The organism is Enterococcus sp. CR-Ec1, from assembly GCF_002850555.1.
In the GTDB taxonomy this organism is placed as follows: Bacteria; Bacillota; Bacilli; order Lactobacillales; family Enterococcaceae; genus Enterococcus_D; species Enterococcus_D entomosocium.
In genome coordinates, this window is the sequence record NZ_CP025223.1 from 3,356,916 (window position 1) to 3,375,006 (window position 18,091).

The window sequence follows — 18,091 nt, forward strand, 5'->3', positions numbered from 1 at the left end:
AGCAGTGCCGGTTGGCACTGCTTTTTGCTGTCGCTCATGTTAGTTTGGATCTGTTTTTGAAGCAAAAACCACTTTGATTCCAAAGTGATCGCTGACGATTGGAGTACGCGTTCCGTCAAAAACGACTTCATATTCCGTTGCTTGCAGGTCTTTTGATGCAAAAACATAATCGATCCGCAACGCTTCTCGATTGTCTTGCCAGCCATCAATGGCTTTAACGACAGAGGCTTCCCCGGTCGTTTCAGCAGCCGTTAAAAAGCTGTCTTGCAGCTGTAAGGAGCTGTCAAGGACCAGTTGATGCCCAGAACTGGCCGCATCGTTGTTGAAATCTCCTAGAATCAATAAGGTATCTGCCCGTTCTGCTAAAAATGCTTCTGTCTGTTGCCACTCGTAGGCAAATTTACCGTCTTGCCACCAAGAAAAGTGACAGCTAACGACTTGTACGATCTGCCCATCGGCTTCAGTCACGCCGCTCAGGTTTTTGCGCGTGGTATGATCCCAGACATCCGTGGCTTGTGAAGCAAGATATTCTTTGGCAATGATGGGCTGTTTGGACAATAAGGCATTGCCTTCGTGGTAAATGTCATAGCCTACGTGACTGTAGGTCCATGACCAATAGTAGTCACAGTCTAACAGTTGCAGTTCTTCCACTAGGCGTAAAGCAAAATTGTCCTCCTTGATTTCCACCAGCGTATCTGTCGGGCAATAAAGCCCATCAGGAACGATGGTTTGAGCAGCGATCGTTTGGTTGACTTCTTGCAAGGCGATGATGTCATAGTCGCCTGTTGCAATCTCTTTTGCGATCATTTTGCATTTTTCTAGCTGATTTTCTTCTAACCAGCTATGGGTGTTCAATGTTAATACCTTCATGAATAAGGCTCCTTCTCTCGGTTTGCTTGTACGATTCCTTTTAAAAATAAAAGAGAGCGGGTCAACAAAAGAGTCGACCCGCTTGTCATTTTATTATAGTTTTACGATTCCAACAACTGCGGCTGCTTGTTGCTTGCCGATTTGGGTCAATTCAAAGGAATCGATTTGATCGCTGTTGGTCAACACTACAACGATGGTGGTGTCTTTGCCAGCAGCACTTACTGCAGCGAGATCCATCTCCGCTAACTTGTCACCGACCGCCACTTGTTGTCCTTCAGTGACAGCTACCGTAAAGGGTGCACCGTTTAAGTCAACGGTATCTAAGCCCATGTGAACCAATACTTCGATGCCTTCATCAGAAAGCAAGCCGATCGCATGTTTCGTTGGGAAGATGTTGGTGACTTTCCCGCTGATTGGTGCGACAACTGTCGTCTGCTCTGGACGTATACCATAACCGTCACCCATCATTTTTTCCGCAAACACTTGGTCTTTGACAGAGGTGATCGGCATCACTTCTCCAGTGGCAACGGCAGCTAGTTCAGCTGTCACGCCTTGGCTTTGATGGGTAGTGGTTTCAGCTGGTGCTTGACTAGCAGTCGGTTCGGGAATCGTGACACCAGAATCTAAGATATCTTGAATGTCTGATTTTAAGACATCTGCTTTCGGTCCATAGACTGCTTGCACACCGTTGTCTTTTACGATCAAGCCTAAAGCCCCTGCGGCTTTCCACGCTTTTTCATCGCCGACCGCTTCTCGATTTTTCACAGAGACCCGTAAACGAGTCATACATGCATCAACGTCGGCGATATTTTCACGTCCACCTAATAAATGAATGATTTTCACGACTTGTGAATCTGGGTTCAAGTTGCCATCCGCCGAAGCAGTTGCTGGCGCATCGCTGGCCCCTTCTGTTTCATAGTTGCCGTTTCTACCTGGTGTTGCAAAGTTGAATTTTTTGATCAAGAAGTTTGCCAAGAAATACATCCCGACACCAAAGACGATGGTCACTAACACAAAGTTGATCAAATCTTGTCCTAAGCCGGCATTGATCGCCATTGGGGTACGGGTCAACAACTCGATATTCCCAAAAGAATGGACCCGTAAGTTGACGATATCCGCCATCGCAAATGCCGCCCCTTGTACGACTGCATAAACGATGTAAAGCGGTACGGCAGCAAACATAAACATGAACTCCAACGGTTCTGTTACCCCTGTCAAGAAGACAGCGATGGCAGCTGATAAATACATAGAGGTATATTTGTGCCGTTTGTCCGCATCGACATTGCGGTACATGGCATAAGACAAGCCCATCAAGATCCCAGATGAACCAATCATTTGTCCAACTTTAAAGCGGGCAGGAACAAAGTTTTCCAATAAAAATTGATATTGTGACGTATCTCCAGCATTGCGCATATTCACTAGATCTGTTGCCCAAGCAAGCCATAATGGGTCTTGTCCAAAGACTTGGGTGCCGGCTTGTGCCCCAGAAAGAATTGTGTAGGTTCCACCTAATTCGGTGTAATTGATCGGGATCGTCAACATATGATGCAGCCCGAATGGTAAGAGCAGCCGCTCCAAGGTTCCAAACAAGAAAGGTGCTAAAACGGGCGCACTTTCTTGTGATTGCGCGATCCATAAACCGAAGTTGTTGATACCGGCTTGAATGTAAGGCCAAACGATTGATAACACTAATGCGACGACTACTGAACGGGCAATCACCACGAAAGGGACGAAGCGTTTGCCGTTAAAGAAGGAAAGCGCATCCGGTAATTTGCGGAAATTATAGTATTTGTTGTAAGCTGTTGCCCCCACAAAACCGGCGATGATCCCGACAAAGACGCCCATGTTCAAAGCAGGTGCTTCTAATACACTAGTAAAGAAACCGTCGATCATGATCTTTGTCCCAAACAACGTATGGGTAAAGGCGCCTTCTTCGGTTAACATCGCGCTCGTCACGCCAAAGATCGAACCAGTGATCCGATTGATCAAAATAAAGGCGATCCCGGCAGCAAATGCCCCACCAGCTCGCTCTTTAGCCCAACTACCACCAATAGCTAATGCAAATAATAAATGCAAGTTACCAATAATTGCCCAACCAATGTTTTCAATGACGCCTCCTGTGGTGATCAAGAATGCCCAGTCGGCATTGATCATTGGGATCGTTTTCCCAATACTGATCATCAAACCAGCGGCTGGCATAACAGCGACAACCACCATTAGCGCTTTTCCGAATTTTTGCCAAAATTCGAAGCTCAATAATTTTTTCATCTTCCTTCTTCCTTCCCTGAATCGATTTACGCAATCGGTTTCTTAATGATTTCATTCTAACGGAGAAAAAAGATTTTGTAAACCCAGAAATATCAAAAGGTATTCTATTCGCTTTTTCGCCTTTATCTAACTGAATCTTTCCTTCTCGATGTTTCCTAATAGGAAATTCTTTAAACGCAACAACTTTCACTTGACGATGCAATCGTTTGCGCTTATGATAGAGATATCAAAAAGATTCTGGAGGGACTTTCATGAAAAAAATCCAACGATTGTTCGAGATCGATCCATGGAAAATCGCGACATCTACCTTAGATAAAGAAAATCGTCGACTGCAAGAGTCGCTAACAAGCATCGGGAATGGCTACATGGGAATGCGCGGCAACTTTGAAGAACAATACAGCGGCGATCATCACTTAGGTACCTATATCGCAGGTGTCTGGTACCCAGACAAAACCCGTGTTGGCTGGTGGAAAAACGGCTATCCTGACTATTTTGGCAAAGTGATCAATGCGGTCAACTTTATTGCAATGGATCTATTTATCAATGACCAATTAGTCGACTTAGCAAAAATCAGCCCAAGTGATTTCCATTTAGAACTAGACATGGAAACTGGGATTTTACGCCGCAACTATACTGTGACTTTAGCAGGTGCAACGGTTAAATTCTCTTTTGAACGCTTCTTGAGCATCGTAAAACGTGAACTTGCCCTCATTAAGATGGATGCTGAGATCATTGAAGGCGACGCTGAGATCAAAGTCATTTCTAAACTAGATAACAACGTCCATAACGAAGACAGCAACTACGACGAACGTTTCTGGGAAGAATTGGCTCATGGCCAAACCGAAACCTTCCATTACTTGACGACTCGGACCGTAGAAAATAATTTTGACATTGAACGCTTTACTGTCACTTCTGCTATGCGTCATAGCCAAACACCGATTGATTCCGTGAAAAGCGAACTTTGCGTCGCTGATACCTTTGCCTTTTCTGGGGCAGCCGGTGACACCTTCTCATTGATCAAAGAAGTCTTGATCGTTACGAGTCGTGATGTTCCCGCTCATGATCATCCAGCAAAAGTCACCGAATTAGGCACTTTATACAAAGCAGATTATGATGCGTTGCGTGCAGAACAAGTCGCTGCTTGGAAAGCCCGCTGGGATTTAGCCGATGTGATCATTGAAGGCGATGCTGCGGCGCAACAAGGGATTCGTTTCAACCTGTTCCAATTGTTTTCAACCTATTATGGCGAAGACGAGCGCTTGAACATTGGACCGAAAGGCTTTACTGGTGAAAAATATGGCGGTGCGACTTACTGGGATACCGAAGCCTATGCAGTCCCATTGTATTTGGCATTAGCAAAACCAGAAGTGACCCGCAACTTGTTGAAATACCGTCACAACCAATTGCCGCAAGCCCATATCAATGCGCAAAAACAAGGCTTAGCAGGTGCCCTTTACCCAATGGTGACCTTCACTGGGATCGAATGCCACAATGAGTGGGAGATCACTTTCGAAGAAATTCACCGAAACGGTGCCATCGCTTATGCCATCTACAACTATACGAATTATACTGGCGATACAAGTTACCTGAAAAAAGAAGGATTAGAAGTGTTAAGCGCGATTTCACGTTTCTGGGCAGATCGTGTCCACTATTCAAAACGTCAGCAAAAATACATGATCCATGGCGTCACTGGACCAAACGAATACGAAAACAATATCAATAACAACTGGTACACCAATAAAATGGCTACTTGGGTCTTAGCTTATACCTTAGCCAGCTATGAAGCCTTCAAAGACGAAGCGACTGTCACGATCTCTGACGAAGAGCAAGCCAAATGGCAAGACATCATCGACAATATGTACTTCCCAGAAGACCAAGAGCTTGGAGTCTTCGTCCAGCATGATACCTTCTTAGACAAAGACTTGATGCCCGTTTCCGATCTTGATCCAAAACATTTGCCGTTGAACCAAAATTGGTCGTGGGATCATATCTTGCGCTCTTGCTTTATCAAGCAAGCCGATGTTTTGCAAGGGATCTACTTCTTCGGCGATCAATTCAGCAAAGAAGAAAAACAACGGAACTTTGATTTCTATGAGCCGATGACAGTGCATGAATCTTCCCTTTCTCCAAGTATCCATGCGATTTTAGCAGCGGAATTAGGCATGGAAGAAAAAGCGTTGGAAATGTATGAGCGGACTGCTCGTCTTGATTTGGACAATTACAACAATGATACCGATGATGGCTTGCACATCACTTCTATGACCGGCAGCTGGTTAGCGATCGTTCAAGGCTTTGCTCAAATGAAAACCGATCACGACCACTTAGGGTTTGCGCCATTCTTACCTAAAACGTGGAGCCGCTATGCCTTCCACATCAACTATCGTGGACGTCTGCTCTTTGTTTCCGTCAATGAGTCGACGGTGACTTTGAAAAAAATCAGCGGTGAGGCATTGCCAATCAAGGTGTATGGCAAAGACTATGTTTTAGAAGACGAAATCAGTACAGCGATTAGCTAAACAAGCCTTCTGAAAGAAGAAATGTCTGCATTTCTTCTTTCTTTTGATTGGCTCTACCCTTGTGCCGACACTTTGTGATACTATAAGCTAAAAAAGGAGGGAAATCAGTGAGCATTACGGTCAAAGATGTCGCCAAAAAGGCTGGCGTCGCTACATCCACGGTTTCTCGTGTCGTAAACGATCATCCCAGTATCTCTGAAGATACTAAGAAGAAAGTGCGCAAAGTAATGGCAGAAATGGGCTACGTCCCCAATCTTGCGGCTCGAAATCTCGGCAAACAGATATCTAGTGCCATCGGCGTGATCTTGCCGCCCCTTGATTCGAAAGAACGACTAGGAAACCCCTTTTATTTAGAAACGATCGAAGCCATCAATGAAGAGGCCCGCCATCATCAAATGACGGTTGCCGTTGCCTCCGCCCGTGACTTTGCTACATTACTAAAAAACGTGGAACGAATGCACCTGCAAAAACAAGTAGATGGCTTTATCTTGGTCTATTCCGATGAAAAAGACCCCATCATCGATTATCTGGTCGAAAAAGAAGTCCCCTTTACCTTGATTGGTCAACCATACAGCAATGAAGACAAAATCGTTTTTGTCGATAATGACAACCAGTTGTTAGGCAAGCAAGCAACCGAGCATCTGATCGCCCAAGGGCATACGAAGATTTTATTTGCTACTAATACGACCCATGAAAATCTGTATTTCGAACGTTTTTTCGGCTACCAAAAAGCCATGATGCTGGCAAATCTCCCCTTTTATCCAGCATTGACCTTTGAAAAAGCGGAAGATTACGTCACGTTTGAAGAAACGATCAAAGAATCCCAAGCAACTGCCATCGTCGTGATCGATGATCTGTTCGCTGTGCGGATCATTCAATTAGCGACGATGTATGGCTACAAAGTCCCGGATGACTTATCCATCATCAGTTTCAATAATTCGATCTTTGCTACTTTGACACACCCGTATTTGACTAGTATCGATATCAACGTGTTGTCCTTAGGAAAAATCGCTACCGAACGGCTGATGGCGCAATTGAATCATGAAGATTCAAACGGCGTACAGCTGGTCGTACCACATAAGCTGATCAAACGAGAAACGGTCTTGAACCGCAATCAGTTGAACTGATCCGCTGTGTCTGGTCCACTTCCCCCACACGCAAAAGCACCCGCTGTCCCTAGGGATAGCGGGTGCTTTTCATATTTTTATTTATACTCTTTGCTTTCCAGGCGGAACAATGGACTCATTGGTGTATTTTCGTGAATGCGGCGAACGGCTTCCCCCATCAATTCAGCACAAGAAATGTAGTGCAGTTTTTCTGGATGGCGTTCTTCGCTGGTCCAACAAGAATCGGTGACACAAATCCTTTCAATCGCTGATTGATCCAAAATTTCTTTAGCTGGCGGCGAAAGTAAGGCGTGAGACACACAAGCATACACTTCGCTGGCACCAGCTTCCTTCAACAAGTCTGCCGCTTTTGCCAATGTATGGCCGGTATTTAAAATGTCATCAACTAAAATACATTTTTTCCCAACGACATCACCAATCACATAGCCGCCATCGGCTTCATCTTGATCGACGATCGCGATCGCTGTATCTAAGTATTCTGCCAAACTACGGGTCCGTTGGACACCGCTGTTTTTTGGTGAAACAACGACATAGTCGTCACCAGTCATTTTTTGTTCGCGATAATAATGGGCAAACAATGGGATCGTAAAGAGATTATCCACTGGGATGTCGAAAAATCCTTGAACTTGGACGGCATGCAGATCAAGCGTCAAGATCCGAGAAGCCCCTGCTTCCACCAGCATATTGGCAATCAATTTTGCAGTAATCGGCTCATGCGGGTTGGCGGTTCGGTCTTGCCGCGCATATGCGTAATAAGGCAAAACGACATTGATGGTCTTCGCACTAGCCCGTTTCATCGCATCGATCATGATCAGCAACTCTAAATAATGATCATTGACGGGTTCATTCGTCGATTGAATGATATAAATATGGTCGCCCCGCACACTTTCTTCAATATTGATGGCAATCTCTCCATCACTAAACTGTGTCACTTTTGACTTCCCTAGTTCTGTACCGAAAACTTTCGCAATGTTTTCTGCTAATGGTAAATTTCCATTTAAACTAAAAATTTTCAACGAACTATCTTTATAACTTTCGCCCATGATTGCCTCCAATGAATGTGGTTGTTTTCTTCTATTCTAGCACAAAGTGACTGTTTTTTTAACCGTCTCGTTCAAGGAAGTGTGACGGTACCGTTTACCCAACTGGCGGGAATTACTTTTTTGTAGTTGCCCCAGTTGTCATGAACTTTAAAATAGCGTTCTCCGCTGGCGGTTTCGGCGTAGGCGTAAGCCACGACCCAATGATTGCCATATGTGCTGCCTAAAGGCTTCAAAATACCGATGATCACCGGTTTGCCTTCGTCGATTCGTTTGCACGCTCGATGCCAACCGCCAACAACGGTCGCACGTCCGCGGTAAGGCAATTGGAATTGATCGAAAAACCGAGTCAAACCATGACTGACTTGCCAAGCGATCGTCGGCAACCCATGAGGCTGAATCAGCACACGCAGCATTTCCGTCACTACTGTCAGATCCCGCTGTTTTTTTCGACGAAACGCTTTCGGGATGATCGTTTCATCGATGTAATCTTGATAGTAGGCCAAAAAGACGGCTGCCGCATAGGTGCCGCATAAATACCCTGAAGGAGTGACCCACTGCTTATACGGACGAAACCGCTCTTCGGCGATCCCTTTCCACTCTACTTGTTCCATCTCGTTCACCTGCCTTTTTTCTTATTATACCTTAGATTCTCCTCCTACTTGGATCAAAACCCTTTTTCGTCTAGAAAACTTTTCTTTGCGTCCTTACAGATTTTGTTTCATAATAGTAGAAAGCGAGAGGAGCGAAAGACATGACAACCTTGTTAAAAGATGATTTTTATGACTATGTAAATGGCGAGTGGCTGGAGACCGCTGTTATTCCAGCAGATAAACCCGCTACGGGTGGATTCCAAGATCTCGTTGACGGAATCGATTCCTTAATGATCGCAGAATTTGAAAATATGGCACACGATCCCCATGCTACGCCAAAAGGCCGCATGAAGGATGCTGTGGCTTTTTACCGCTTAGCCAGCGATTTTGCCCAACGAGAGGCAGCTGGCGCTACTGAAGCAAATGCACTATTAGCAAAAATCGAAGCGTTGCGTTCTTATGAGGAATTGAATCAGCAACTGGCAAGTTTCGTTTTAGATGGCATTGCCTTGCCTTTCCAACTGGATGTCGATGCAGACATGAAAAATGCGCAAATGAATACTTTGTCGGTCTATCCGCCTGCTACTATTTTGCCGGATAAAACCTATTACACAGAAAATCCCCAAGCAGGCGAAATGCTGCAAGTCTACTTTGAGATGGCCGTCAACGTTTTAGTTGCTTACGGAAAAGACCAAGCAGAAGCGGAATCGTTGGTAGAGCAAGCGATCGCATTTGATAAATTGATCGCCCCTCACGTCCGCAGTGCGGAAGAAAGTGCGGATTATAGTAAAAACTACAATCCTCGCTCCTTGGAGGAATTTGCAAAGCAAGCTAGCAAGATCGATTTTACACAACTCTTGACAGCCCTTTTACCAGGTACACCAGAAGAGCTGATCGTAACGGAACCCGCTTACTTTGAAGCCTTTGACATTATTGTTTCTGATAGCCATTTTGAACTCTTGAAAGGCTGGATGATCGTCAACCAAAGCTTGCGCTATACTAGCTATCTGAGTGAAGAATTGCGTCAGTTAGGCGGAACCTACAGTCGCTACTTATCAGGGATCGATGAAGCGGCTCCCCAACAAAAAGCGGCTTATTACTTAACGATGGGTCATTTTAGTCAAGTGATCGGTGATTATTATGGACGCAAGTACTTTGGGGAAATGGCGAAAAAAGACGTCAAACACATGGTGGAAACAATGATTGCTGTCTACCAAGATCGTTTGCGCAACAACACGTGGTTAAGTGAAGAAACCCGCCAAAAAGCGATCATCAAATTGAATCGTTTAGGCATCCATGTCGGGTACCCTGATCAAGTTCCTGCTATTTATGATCAATTGCATACCGATGAAGAGAAAAGTCTGCTGGCAAATGCCCTGCATTTCAATCGTTTGTTCCGAGAAGATGGCTTCAAAAAATGGCAGCAGCCCGTGGATCGCGAGGAATGGGAAATGTCCGCCGCTACCGTGAATGCCTACTATCACCCATTTAAGAACGTGATCGTTTTCCCAGCCGCAATCTTACAAGCGCCCTTTTATAGTTTGGAACAATCCACCAGCGCAAATTATGGGGGGATCGGCGCGGTCATTGCTCATGAGATCTCCCACGCCTTTGACAACAACGGGGCAAAATTTGATGAATATGGTAATTTAAACAATTGGTGGACAGAAGAAGATCTGGCCCACTTTGAACGCTTAGCTCAAGCGATGATCGACGAGTTTGATGGCTTGCCCTTTGCCGGCGGTACCGTCAACGGAACATTGACTGTTTCTGAAAACATCGCCGATGCAGGCGGACTAAGCTGTGCGCTAGAAGCAGCGCAAAAAGAAAGCGATGTTTCTTTAACAGACTTCTTCACCAATTGGGCGAAGATTTGGCGTACAAAAGCCAAAGAACAATACCAACAGCTCTTACTGGCGATCGATGTCCACGGACCAGCTAAACTACGGGCCAATATCCAAGTCCAAAATATCGATGAATTTTATACAACCTTTGATATCAAACCTGGTGACCCTATGTATCGTGCACCAGAAGATCGTGTGCAGATCTGGTAAACAAAAGCGCAAGCAGATTTTTCTGCTTGCGCTTTTTCTTCGCCAATTGTTTATTTCTGTAAAGCTTTTTTCATCATACTAATCACAGAATCGAATTGAGAATGCTCATTGACGACTTGATCGGCTTTTTGTCGATTGGGGCGGTCTTTTAGAAAGTCGAAGATTTGGTTTTCATTCTGGATTCCTAGTTTAGCCATAAACTCATCCAAGTTCTGAAAATCTGTATACTTTTGTAAGAAGTCATTGTTCAACAACGCCTTCACATCAAGATTCCCTTTTTGATACGCTTGATAAAGGCTAGTCAGTTCACTGAAACTGAAATTTGCTTTTAATTGATCCATCCATCCCATTTATGCTTCCTCCTTCGCAGAAATGATTTTCGCACCAAGGGTATTTTCAAAATGGCGTAGTGCCCATTCATGTCCGACCGCGTCAAAGCTGGCAACGGTATCTGCATCGATCACCAGTTGGTAGCCTAAATTATAGGCATCCACTGCTGTATGCAAGACACAGATGTCGGTACAAACGCCGGTCAGGTACAATTCCGTGATCCCTCTTTCCCGGAGTCGGATGTCCAAGTCGGTACCACTAAACGCTGAGTAATGGCGCTTGTCGATCCAATAGACATTTGGCGCTTCCTGATAGGTTTCATAAAGCGGGGCTAAACGACCATAAAGATGTCGCCCCGCACTGCCCGCAAGATTGTGGGGTGGGAACAAGCGGTTTTCAGGATGATAGTTGTCTGTTTCCTCATGACGATCAATGGCAAAAACGACATACTCACCGGCTTCGATAAAGGCTTGCGTCCGAGCCACTAAGGCAGCTTCAATCGCTTGCCCAGCAGCACCCGTCGTCAATCGTCCCTCATCTGCAACAAAATCAAACGTATAATCAATGGATAGTAATGCTCTCATGCTTCCTTCCTCCTCTTACGGATCGGCTCTCCTGTTTTTTAAGTTACTTTAATGTTTCAACGAATGCCAAGACCATTTCAGCGGAACGCTTGCCAGCTTCTAAGATAAACTCATCAAAAGAGACGGTTGCTGCGTGGTCGGCGGTGTCGCTGATCGCGCGCACGATTAAGAAAGGAATATTGAATTGCTGCGCAGTCTGTGCGATCGCGGCTCCTTCCATCTCACAAGCCAAGGCATCTGGAAAATGTCCTAAAATCTCCTGTACTTTTTGCGGGTCATGAATAAAGCTGTCACCAGTAACGATCAGTCCCTTTTTCACGGTATGATGGGTCGCTTCTGCGGCTTTCGTCATCTCACTGATCAAATAGCGGCTGGCTTCATAATACAAAGGCATCCCACCAGGCAACTGGCCATATTCATAACCAAAGCCAGTCACATCGACATCAAAATAGGCCACTTTATCTGAGATCACTAAATCCCCTACTTGTAAACCGGCACCGATCCCACCAGCTGATCCAGTATTGATCACCATATTGACCCCGTATTGTTGGATCAGTAAACTAGTGGTGATCGATGCCAGAACTTTACCAATACCTGAACGAACGACGATCACTTCATGATTGCCGATACTTCCTGAAATAAATAGTGCGCCGCCGCGTTCCCAAGAAAGCGGTGAAATCAACTGTTCCCGCAACGTCTTGATTTCTTCCTCCATTGCACCAATAATACCAATTTTCATGTGTTTGCCTCCTGCTTCTCGTTTATTTTTCATCCTTTAAAATGAAAAACAACAGAAATTCCCACGTATCTACTGACGTGTTTTTTCTCCTTTCATGATAAACTAGTTTTGACGAAACGAACAGTTTTTTGTCATTATCAAAGGAGGCACTTATGTCTGAAATTTTCAACGCCATGGCAGCAAAATACGATACCCCTGAACGGATCGCGTTAGCACAATTAGTCACCCAAACCCTTGAACCTTATTTTAAAGACAACCAGCACCAAACTCTGATCGATATCGGCGGCGGTACCGGCCTAGTAAGTCTGCCCTTAGCAGCTTATGTCCAGCACTTAGCCATCTGGGATACTGCCCCTGGCATGATCGAGGTTTCTGAAAAAAAAATCAACCAACTGCAGCTGGCCAATGCTTCTGCAACTGTCCACGATCTGCTGCAAGAATCCTTACAAGCAAAAGCAGACGCTGTGCTGCTATCCCTCGTCTTGCTGCATATTCCTGACACAGCCGCTATGATGGAAAAACTATACGCCTTGCTGCAGCCAGGAGGAACCCTTTACCTAGTGGATTTCCTCAAAAATCCCGCCGTGTCTCACCCGCTGGTTCATAATGGGTTTGACCCTGCTGCATTGACTCAACTGACAGAGGCGATTGGGTTTACCGACACTTCCTTTACCGTTTTTCATGAAGCGGATCATTTGTTCATGAATCAGCCAGCGGCCATGTTTTTAGCTATTTTGAAAAAGCCGACCGAATAACAAAAAAGCCGCACTTGCAGAAGATGCAGGGGCGGCTTTTTCTTAGTACTAGATGAATCACAACAAAAAGATCGCCAAACCGACGACGACTAACAATAAAGTGACGATCACAATGGCTTTCATTAAAAAACGGTTCAGATCCCGAGATTTCTGGTTCTCACCGGCACGGGTCTTCGTGATTTCTTTGTTTTTCTTGCGCACTTTTCGGTAGTGGTTATCAATTTGTTTTTCTTTTTGTTTCCATTCTTTCTTGCTTTGCTTTTCTACGATTTGCTGATTACGTTCAGACGCCGCTTGTTCTTCTTCGCGTCGGCGTCGAAGTTCACTGCGGGTGATCAATGGTTCTTTAGGCAAGTCCGTTCCTCCGTTTCAATTCCAGCAACTCCCAAAATTGGATCGCAAACACGGTCTTCGCATCACAGATCGTTCCATCAGCGATAGCGGCTTGTGCTTGCTCTAAGCTCAATTCATAGACTTCCAGCACTTCGTCTTCGTCTTGCGGTAAGGGATTTGCCACTTTTTCCAGCTCTTTCGCATAATAGACGTGCAAGATTTCATTCGCAAATCCTGGTGAAAGGTACATAGAAGAAACATGCTCTAGCGTTTTTGCGCGATAGCCAGTCTCTTCTTCCAATTCCCGGGCGCCAGTCAAATCTGGACGTGCGCCTTCTCCTGGATCGATTTTGCCTGCTGGTATCTCTAAAATCACTCGCTCTAATGGCTTTCTGAATTGGCGAACGAACAGCATTTTGTTCTCACTCGTCAAGGCGATCACGGCCACCCCACCTGGGTGGAAGACTAGTTCGCGTTTACTGGTTCCACCATTGGGCAAGGAGACATCATCAACCACCACATCAATGATTTTGCCATGGAAAATTTCATTCCGTTGGATCGTTTTTTCTTCAAAATCTTTAAATTCTAACATCTATCGACACCTAACTTTCCTCATACGTCTTATCTATCAAACACTTTAGCATAATTTAGAAAAAATATCTTCTTAAGAAATAGCAAGAAAGCTTATGAATTTACTAAAAATCGGAAAATCCACCCCAAGTCTGATATTTTTCTTTTAGTGAACATGCTAAAATAAAGATGTCGAATAACCCAATCTACTTGTCCAAGAGATTTTTAGGAGGAGGAAAAATGAAAAAAAACATCTGGCTGATCGTTGGTGCGATCGTCCTCATCAGTATTATTTTTAACGTAGTAGGCGATTCATTTGCGAGCCTATTATTAATCGTCGGTGCGATTTTAGTCTACGTCGGTATCAGAGGACGTAAAGTTCCGGCAGCGGATCCACAAGTTTTGCCTTCTTTAACGAGAGAACGAGAAGCCCATTACTTGAAAAGCGGAATGACTGCTCGTGAGATCGAATTGTTCCGTGAAACGATGAATCAGACGAAACACCAAATCGATAAATACCAAAAAAATATCACTAGCAATAACAAGTTAAAAGCCATTGACTTGCGTCACGATGCCTTGCGTGCCTCAAAAGCTCTTTTCAAAGAACTCGTAAAAGAACCAACTAAACTGCCTTTGGCAAGTCATTTCCTTTATACCCACTTGCCCAATATGGTCGATTTGACCGATAAGTTCATTGAAATCAATAGCCATGAGATCAAAAGTCGTGAGACCTATGATAAAATCGAAGAAAGCACACAAATTATCGAGCAAATGGCTTCCTTGATCGCCAAAGACTACTCCCAATTTGTAGCAGACGATCTTGATGACATGGATATTGAGTTATCCATTGCCAAACAAAGCATAAAACGAGATAATGAATAGGGATAGATTCTGATTGGCAACAAAAAAAGAATCTAAAAAAAAATCTAGCCCAGGCTAGATTTTTTTCGAAAGCAGACAATTATTAGGAGGAGTTATTATGAGTGACACACCAAATCAAGTAAAACCCGTAACGGATACGCTTGACGATTTATTGAACAACCCATTTTCAACCCCTGTCGACACTTTGACCACTACTCAACAAGCGGAGATCAGTCAGCTGAAAGAACAGCAAACAGCACCGCGTTTGATTGACAAATTACCGCCAGAGCGTCAAGCACAGGCCCAAGAATTAGCCAGCAAGATCGATGCAACTGACCAGCAAGCAGTCATCACCTATGGTGCAGCTGCCCAAACCAAACTTGGGGAGTTTTCCCAATCTATGTTGAACCATGTCCAAGCAGCTGATATCGGCCCTGTGGGCGACTCATTGACTGAGTTGATGTATCGCTTGCAAGAAGCCAATCCAGATGAACTGCGTGCAGGTGAAGGCAACTTATTCAAGCGGATGTTTGGTAAAGTAAAACAATCCATTTTTGAAATCACCGCTAAATACCAAAAAATCGGTGCCCAAATCGACAAGATCGCCGTCAAATTGGATAAAGAAAAAGACGGTTTGCTAAAAGACAACCTGATGTTGGAACAGTTGTATCAAAAGAACAAAGATTACTTCGATGCATTGAACATCTACATTGCCGCTGGCGAGTTGAAGATGCAAGAATTGCAAACCAAAATCATTCCTGAAGCCATGAAAAAAGCAGAAGAAACGAATGATCAAATGGACGTACAGATCGCCAACGATTACACGCAATTCCTAGATCGTTTAGACAAACGGACCCATGACTTGCGCTTGGCACGTCAAATCACGATCCAACAGGCACCGCAAATTCGCCTGATCCAAAACACGAACCAAGCGTTAGCAGAAAAAATCCAAGCTTCTGTCAATACAGCGATCCCGCTATGGAAAAACCAAGTGGTCATTGCCTTGACTTTATTGCGTCAAAAAGATGCAGTTACGGCACAGCGCCAAGTTTCTGAGACCACCAATGATCTATTGAAGAAAAACTCAGAAATGTTGAAAGTTTCTGCTATTGAAACAGCGAAAGAAAACGAGCGCGGCATCGTCGACATCGAAACATTGCAAAAAACACAAAACGACCTTGTGGAAACGATCCAAGAAACATTACGGATCCAAAAAGAAGGAAAAGAAAAACGTCGTGCTGCCGAAGTGGAATTGGGTCATCTAGAAGAAGACTTGAAAGACCGCTTATTGGATTTAACTAGCAACAAGTAAATTTCACCTATCAAAAGAGGACTTCCATTCATGGAGTCCTCTTTTTTTGAAAAATTTTATTTAAGTGAAGGCAGCGATCCAATCTCAATGAAATGAAACTTCAAAATGATTGACGCCGTCTTGATCCACCGTCAAACTGATTTGCGCCTGCAGCATTTCTGTGATGGCTTTGGCGATGGCTAAACCTAACCCATAGCCGCCTTCTTGATGATTGCGAGAAGGATCCCCGCGGTAGAAGCGGTCAAAGACATAGGGAATTTTTTCTTCGGGGATCGGACAACCACCGTTGGAGACTTGCAGCACTGTCTTTCGTTGCCGTTCGATTAGGGCCACTGTGACTGTTTCTCCAGCGGGCGTGTATTTCAAGGCATTGTCTACCAATATCATGGTCAATTGCCGCAAGGCTTGCTCATTGCTTTCAAGGCGCACCTGTTTAGCGATCTGTTCCTGATAGTGGATCCCTTTTTCCAGCGCAATCGCCTCCATGCTTTGATAAACACTTTGCACGACTTGACTGGCATCGATCACCGAACGCACCATTTCTTGCTCGGCACTTTCAAATTTGGTCAACAGCAATAAGCTATTTACTAGCTCATCCATCCGTTCGGAACCTAACTGAATGTTTTCCAGCCATTTCATTTGGCTTTCCAAGGTTTCTTCTGGACTGCCAGCTAATACCTCAGCATTGACTTGAATGATCGCCAGTGGTGTTTTCAACTCATGGGAAGCGTTAGAAACAAACTCTTTTTGTTTGCGCCAAGCCAGTTCCACCGGTCGCAAGGCTCGATTGGCCACATAAAAACTAGCGATATAAATACTGGCTAAAGCTAAAACGCCGATGAGCAAAAGCGTGTTTCTTAAGTTGCTTAGACTGGTTTTGTAGTCGGTGACGTCAAAGAACAGCACTTGATAAAATGGCTCGTAATTATTGATACTGGTGGAATATTCCCCTATTGCATCGTAATCGATTGAGTATTGATTGAAAGAAGTCACTAAAAAGAGCGCATACCGCCAATTTCGACCATTCACCTTCACTTCGTTAGGAATCTCCCCTTGTTTCGCCGCTGCATCGACCAAGGCTTCATAAAGCTCGTTTTGATCGACGCTCTCATCAATACTTTGAATCACGACATCCATTTGGCTAATGTCAAGTAGAGCGATCTCTCTGAGCTCACTGGTACTATTCGTGATGGTCAACATCATTGGATACTCAGGCTCTGTCAGTGATTGCCGCACTTCCTCCTCATCCAAAGGTACCGCAGCTAGGGTGTTTGCTTCTTGCGAGATCAATGATTGGATCTCGTTTTCAATTTGGGTGGCATTCAAAATATAGATAAAGGTAAAGGCACCTAAGACAATGATTGAGATCAACGCCATATTGAACCACAGCATTTTATTTCGCAATTTTTTTAACATGGCGGCTCCTTGCTCTGCAAAATATACCCCGCATTGCGGATCGTGCGAATGCCGATATCCGCTTCAAGCAGCGTCAGTTTTTTCCGCAGCAAAGACACATAGATTTCAACGCGGTTTTCTTCCACATCGGGATCAAAGCCCCAAATTTTATTGATGATGGTTTCTTTTGATAAAATCACTTTAGGTCTGGCTAAAAATAGCTCCATCAGTTTCATTTCTTTGGGTGACAGCACCACTTGATTGCTAGGTGTGGCTAACTGCAGCTCATTACGATCTAAGCCCACGTTGCCAAAGGCTAACTGGTCTTCTTGATAATCCAAATCTTTTCTTCTGCCTAGCGAACGAATCCGTGCCAGCAACTCTTTCATTTGAAAGGGTTTCGTCAAGTAATCATCTGCCCCTGCATCCAAGCCGAGTACTTTGTCATCGACTTCGCTTTTGGCCGTCAACATAATGATCGGCGTGCGAATATTTTGCTTGCGTAACGTCTTTAGCAATGTGATCCCATCGATTTTTGGCAGCATGATATCCAAAACGAGAATGTCATATACACCACTCGCTGCATAATCTAATCCGGTTTCGCCATCATACGCCAAATCAACGGAATAATGTTGTTTCTTCAATAAGCTGGCAACCGCTTCTGCGATCGATGGCTCATCTTCTACGAATAAGATCCGCATCGGTCAGTCCCCCTTTTACACTCATCATTTCTTTTTCAATCAC

At 44.5% G+C, this 18,091-nt stretch carries 17 protein-coding genes; 6 read left to right on the top strand and 11 right to left on the bottom strand.

Annotated features, from left to right (window positions below; all coding sequences use genetic code 11):
* Positions 1 to 39: 39 nt before the first annotated feature.
* On the bottom strand, positions 40 to 870 hold the full coding sequence (locus CXM95_RS16065; protein ID WP_101699428.1) for an endonuclease/exonuclease/phosphatase family protein: 831 nt from the start codon (positions 868 to 870) through the stop codon (positions 40 to 42).
* Between the two features lie 93 nt (positions 871 to 963).
* Positions 964 to 3,138 (bottom strand): PTS transporter subunit IIBC, encoded by a 2,175-nt coding sequence (locus CXM95_RS16070; RefSeq protein WP_016621940.1) that lies wholly within the window; start codon positions 3,136 to 3,138, stop codon positions 964 to 966.
* Between the two features lie 251 nt (positions 3,139 to 3,389).
* On the opposite strand from CXM95_RS16070, the gene CXM95_RS16075 reads away from it, so the two are divergent.
* A complete protein-coding gene (locus CXM95_RS16075) occupies positions 3,390 to 5,654 on the top strand; it encodes a glycoside hydrolase family 65 protein (protein WP_016621941.1) in 2,265 nt (754 codons plus the stop codon).
* 107 nt (positions 5,655 to 5,761) lie between these two features.
* The gene (locus tag CXM95_RS16080; protein ID WP_005227844.1) at positions 5,762 to 6,781 is read left to right on the top strand and encodes a LacI family DNA-binding transcriptional regulator; all 1,020 of its coding nucleotides are present in this window, start codon (positions 5,762 to 5,764) and stop codon (positions 6,779 to 6,781) included.
* A gap of 77 nt (positions 6,782 to 6,858) precedes the next feature.
* Here the strand turns inward: CXM95_RS16080 and CXM95_RS16085 are convergent, their stop codons facing one another.
* Together CXM95_RS16085 and CXM95_RS16090 are read right to left on the bottom strand one after the other, a co-directional pair.
* On the bottom strand, positions 6,859 to 7,824 hold the full coding sequence (locus CXM95_RS16085; RefSeq protein ID WP_005233536.1) for a ribose-phosphate diphosphokinase: 966 nt from the start codon (positions 7,822 to 7,824) through the stop codon (positions 6,859 to 6,861).
* A 71-nt stretch (positions 7,825 to 7,895) separates the two neighbouring features.
* The gene (locus CXM95_RS16090) at positions 7,896 to 8,435 is read right to left on the bottom strand and encodes a C39 family peptidase (protein ID WP_005233534.1); all 540 of its coding nucleotides are present in this window, start codon (positions 8,433 to 8,435) and stop codon (positions 7,896 to 7,898) included.
* A 140-nt stretch (positions 8,436 to 8,575) separates the two neighbouring features.
* On the opposite strand from CXM95_RS16090, the gene CXM95_RS16100 reads away from it, so the two are divergent.
* The gene (locus CXM95_RS16100; protein WP_016612961.1) at positions 8,576 to 10,468 is read left to right on the top strand and encodes a M13 family metallopeptidase; all 1,893 of its coding nucleotides are present in this window, start codon (positions 8,576 to 8,578) and stop codon (positions 10,466 to 10,468) included.
* A 50-nt stretch (positions 10,469 to 10,518) separates the two neighbouring features.
* Here CXM95_RS16100 and CXM95_RS16105 read toward each other — a convergent pair whose 3' ends face one another.
* Genes CXM95_RS16105 through CXM95_RS16115 form a run of 3 tightly spaced genes read right to left on the bottom strand, consistent with a single transcriptional unit; the run spans position 10,519 to position 12,121 of the window.
* The gene (locus CXM95_RS16105; RefSeq protein WP_008379310.1) at positions 10,519 to 10,818 is read right to left on the bottom strand and encodes a hypothetical protein; all 300 of its coding nucleotides are present in this window, start codon (positions 10,816 to 10,818) and stop codon (positions 10,519 to 10,521) included.
* Positions 10,819 to 11,382: a cysteine hydrolase family protein gene (locus CXM95_RS16110; RefSeq protein WP_008379309.1), complete on the bottom strand. Its 564-nt coding sequence runs from the start codon at positions 11,380 to 11,382 to the stop codon at positions 10,819 to 10,821.
* Positions 11,383 to 11,425: 43 nt separating this feature from the next.
* The gene (locus tag CXM95_RS16115; RefSeq protein WP_042890679.1) at positions 11,426 to 12,121 is read right to left on the bottom strand and encodes a 5'-methylthioadenosine/adenosylhomocysteine nucleosidase; all 696 of its coding nucleotides are present in this window, start codon (positions 12,119 to 12,121) and stop codon (positions 11,426 to 11,428) included.
* Between the two features lie 152 nt (positions 12,122 to 12,273).
* Between CXM95_RS16115 and CXM95_RS16120 the strand changes: the two genes are divergently transcribed.
* On the top strand, positions 12,274 to 12,876 hold the full coding sequence (locus CXM95_RS16120) for a class I SAM-dependent methyltransferase (RefSeq protein ID WP_008379308.1): 603 nt from the start codon (positions 12,274 to 12,276) through the stop codon (positions 12,874 to 12,876).
* 57 nt (positions 12,877 to 12,933) lie between these two features.
* Here the strand turns inward: CXM95_RS16120 and macP are convergent, their stop codons facing one another.
* Both macP and CXM95_RS16130 read right to left on the bottom strand, forming a co-directional pair.
* The gene (gene macP, locus CXM95_RS16125; RefSeq protein ID WP_005233519.1) at positions 12,934 to 13,230 is read right to left on the bottom strand and encodes a cell wall synthase accessory phosphoprotein MacP; all 297 of its coding nucleotides are present in this window, start codon (positions 13,228 to 13,230) and stop codon (positions 12,934 to 12,936) included.
* Positions 13,223 to 13,801: an NUDIX hydrolase gene (locus tag CXM95_RS16130; protein ID WP_008379307.1), complete on the bottom strand. Its 579-nt coding sequence runs from the start codon at positions 13,799 to 13,801 to the stop codon at positions 13,223 to 13,225. The genes macP and CXM95_RS16130 overlap by 8 nt, the downstream gene beginning before the upstream one ends.
* 218 nt (positions 13,802 to 14,019) lie before the next feature.
* Between CXM95_RS16130 and CXM95_RS16135 the strand changes: the two genes are divergently transcribed.
* Complete coding sequence (locus CXM95_RS16135; protein WP_008379306.1) at positions 14,020 to 14,661, top strand: 5-bromo-4-chloroindolyl phosphate hydrolysis family protein; 642 nt, start codon at positions 14,020 to 14,022, stop codon at positions 14,659 to 14,661.
* A 97-nt stretch (positions 14,662 to 14,758) separates the two neighbouring features.
* The gene (locus tag CXM95_RS16140; protein ID WP_005233515.1) at positions 14,759 to 15,952 is read left to right on the top strand and encodes a toxic anion resistance protein; all 1,194 of its coding nucleotides are present in this window, start codon (positions 14,759 to 14,761) and stop codon (positions 15,950 to 15,952) included.
* Between the two features lie 84 nt (positions 15,953 to 16,036).
* Here the strand turns inward: CXM95_RS16140 and CXM95_RS16145 are convergent, their stop codons facing one another.
* Positions 16,037 to 17,368, bottom strand: coding sequence for a sensor histidine kinase (locus tag CXM95_RS16145; protein WP_016621945.1), 1,332 nt, complete (start codon positions 17,366 to 17,368; stop codon positions 16,037 to 16,039).
* Complete coding sequence (locus CXM95_RS16150; RefSeq protein ID WP_005233513.1) at positions 17,362 to 18,048, bottom strand: response regulator transcription factor; 687 nt, start codon at positions 18,046 to 18,048, stop codon at positions 17,362 to 17,364. The genes CXM95_RS16145 and CXM95_RS16150 overlap by 7 nt, the downstream gene beginning before the upstream one ends.
* Between the last annotated feature and the right edge of the window lie 43 nt (positions 18,049 to 18,091).

Excerpts from the sequence above, each read along its gene's own strand:
- CXM95_RS16065 (WP_101699428.1), bottom strand. The coding sequence starts at position 870 with ATGAAGGTATTAACATTGAACACCCATAGCTGGTTAGAAGAAAATCAG.
- CXM95_RS16070 (WP_016621940.1), bottom strand. The coding sequence starts at position 3,138 with ATGAAAAAATTATTGAGCTTCGAATTTTGGCAAAAATTCGGAAAAGCG.
- CXM95_RS16075 (WP_016621941.1), top strand. The coding sequence starts at position 3,390 with ATGAAAAAAATCCAACGATTGTTCGAGATCGATCCATGGAAAATCGCG.
- CXM95_RS16085 (WP_005233536.1), bottom strand. The coding sequence starts at position 7,824 with ATGGGCGAAAGTTATAAAGATAGTTCGTTGAAAATTTTTAGTTTAAAT.
- CXM95_RS16090 (WP_005233534.1), bottom strand. The coding sequence starts at position 8,435 with ATGGAACAAGTAGAGTGGAAAGGGATCGCCGAAGAGCGGTTTCGTCCG.
- CXM95_RS16100 (WP_016612961.1), top strand. The coding sequence starts at position 8,576 with ATGACAACCTTGTTAAAAGATGATTTTTATGACTATGTAAATGGCGAG.
- CXM95_RS16105 (WP_008379310.1), bottom strand. The coding sequence starts at position 10,818 with ATGGGATGGATGGATCAATTAAAAGCAAATTTCAGTTTCAGTGAACTG.
- CXM95_RS16110 (WP_008379309.1), bottom strand. The coding sequence starts at position 11,382 with ATGAGAGCATTACTATCCATTGATTATACGTTTGATTTTGTTGCAGAT.
- CXM95_RS16115 (WP_042890679.1), bottom strand. The coding sequence starts at position 12,121 with ATGAAAATTGGTATTATTGGTGCAATGGAGGAAGAAATCAAGACGTTG.
- CXM95_RS16120 (WP_008379308.1), top strand. The coding sequence starts at position 12,274 with ATGTCTGAAATTTTCAACGCCATGGCAGCAAAATACGATACCCCTGAA.
- CXM95_RS16130 (WP_008379307.1), bottom strand. The coding sequence starts at position 13,801 with ATGTTAGAATTTAAAGATTTTGAAGAAAAAACGATCCAACGGAATGAA.
- CXM95_RS16135 (WP_008379306.1), top strand. The coding sequence starts at position 14,020 with ATGAAAAAAAACATCTGGCTGATCGTTGGTGCGATCGTCCTCATCAGT.
- CXM95_RS16140 (WP_005233515.1), top strand. The coding sequence starts at position 14,759 with ATGAGTGACACACCAAATCAAGTAAAACCCGTAACGGATACGCTTGAC.
- CXM95_RS16145 (WP_016621945.1), bottom strand. The coding sequence starts at position 17,368 with ATGTTAAAAAAATTGCGAAATAAAATGCTGTGGTTCAATATGGCGTTG.
- CXM95_RS16150 (WP_005233513.1), bottom strand. The coding sequence starts at position 18,048 with ATGCGGATCTTATTCGTAGAAGATGAGCCATCGATCGCAGAAGCGGTT.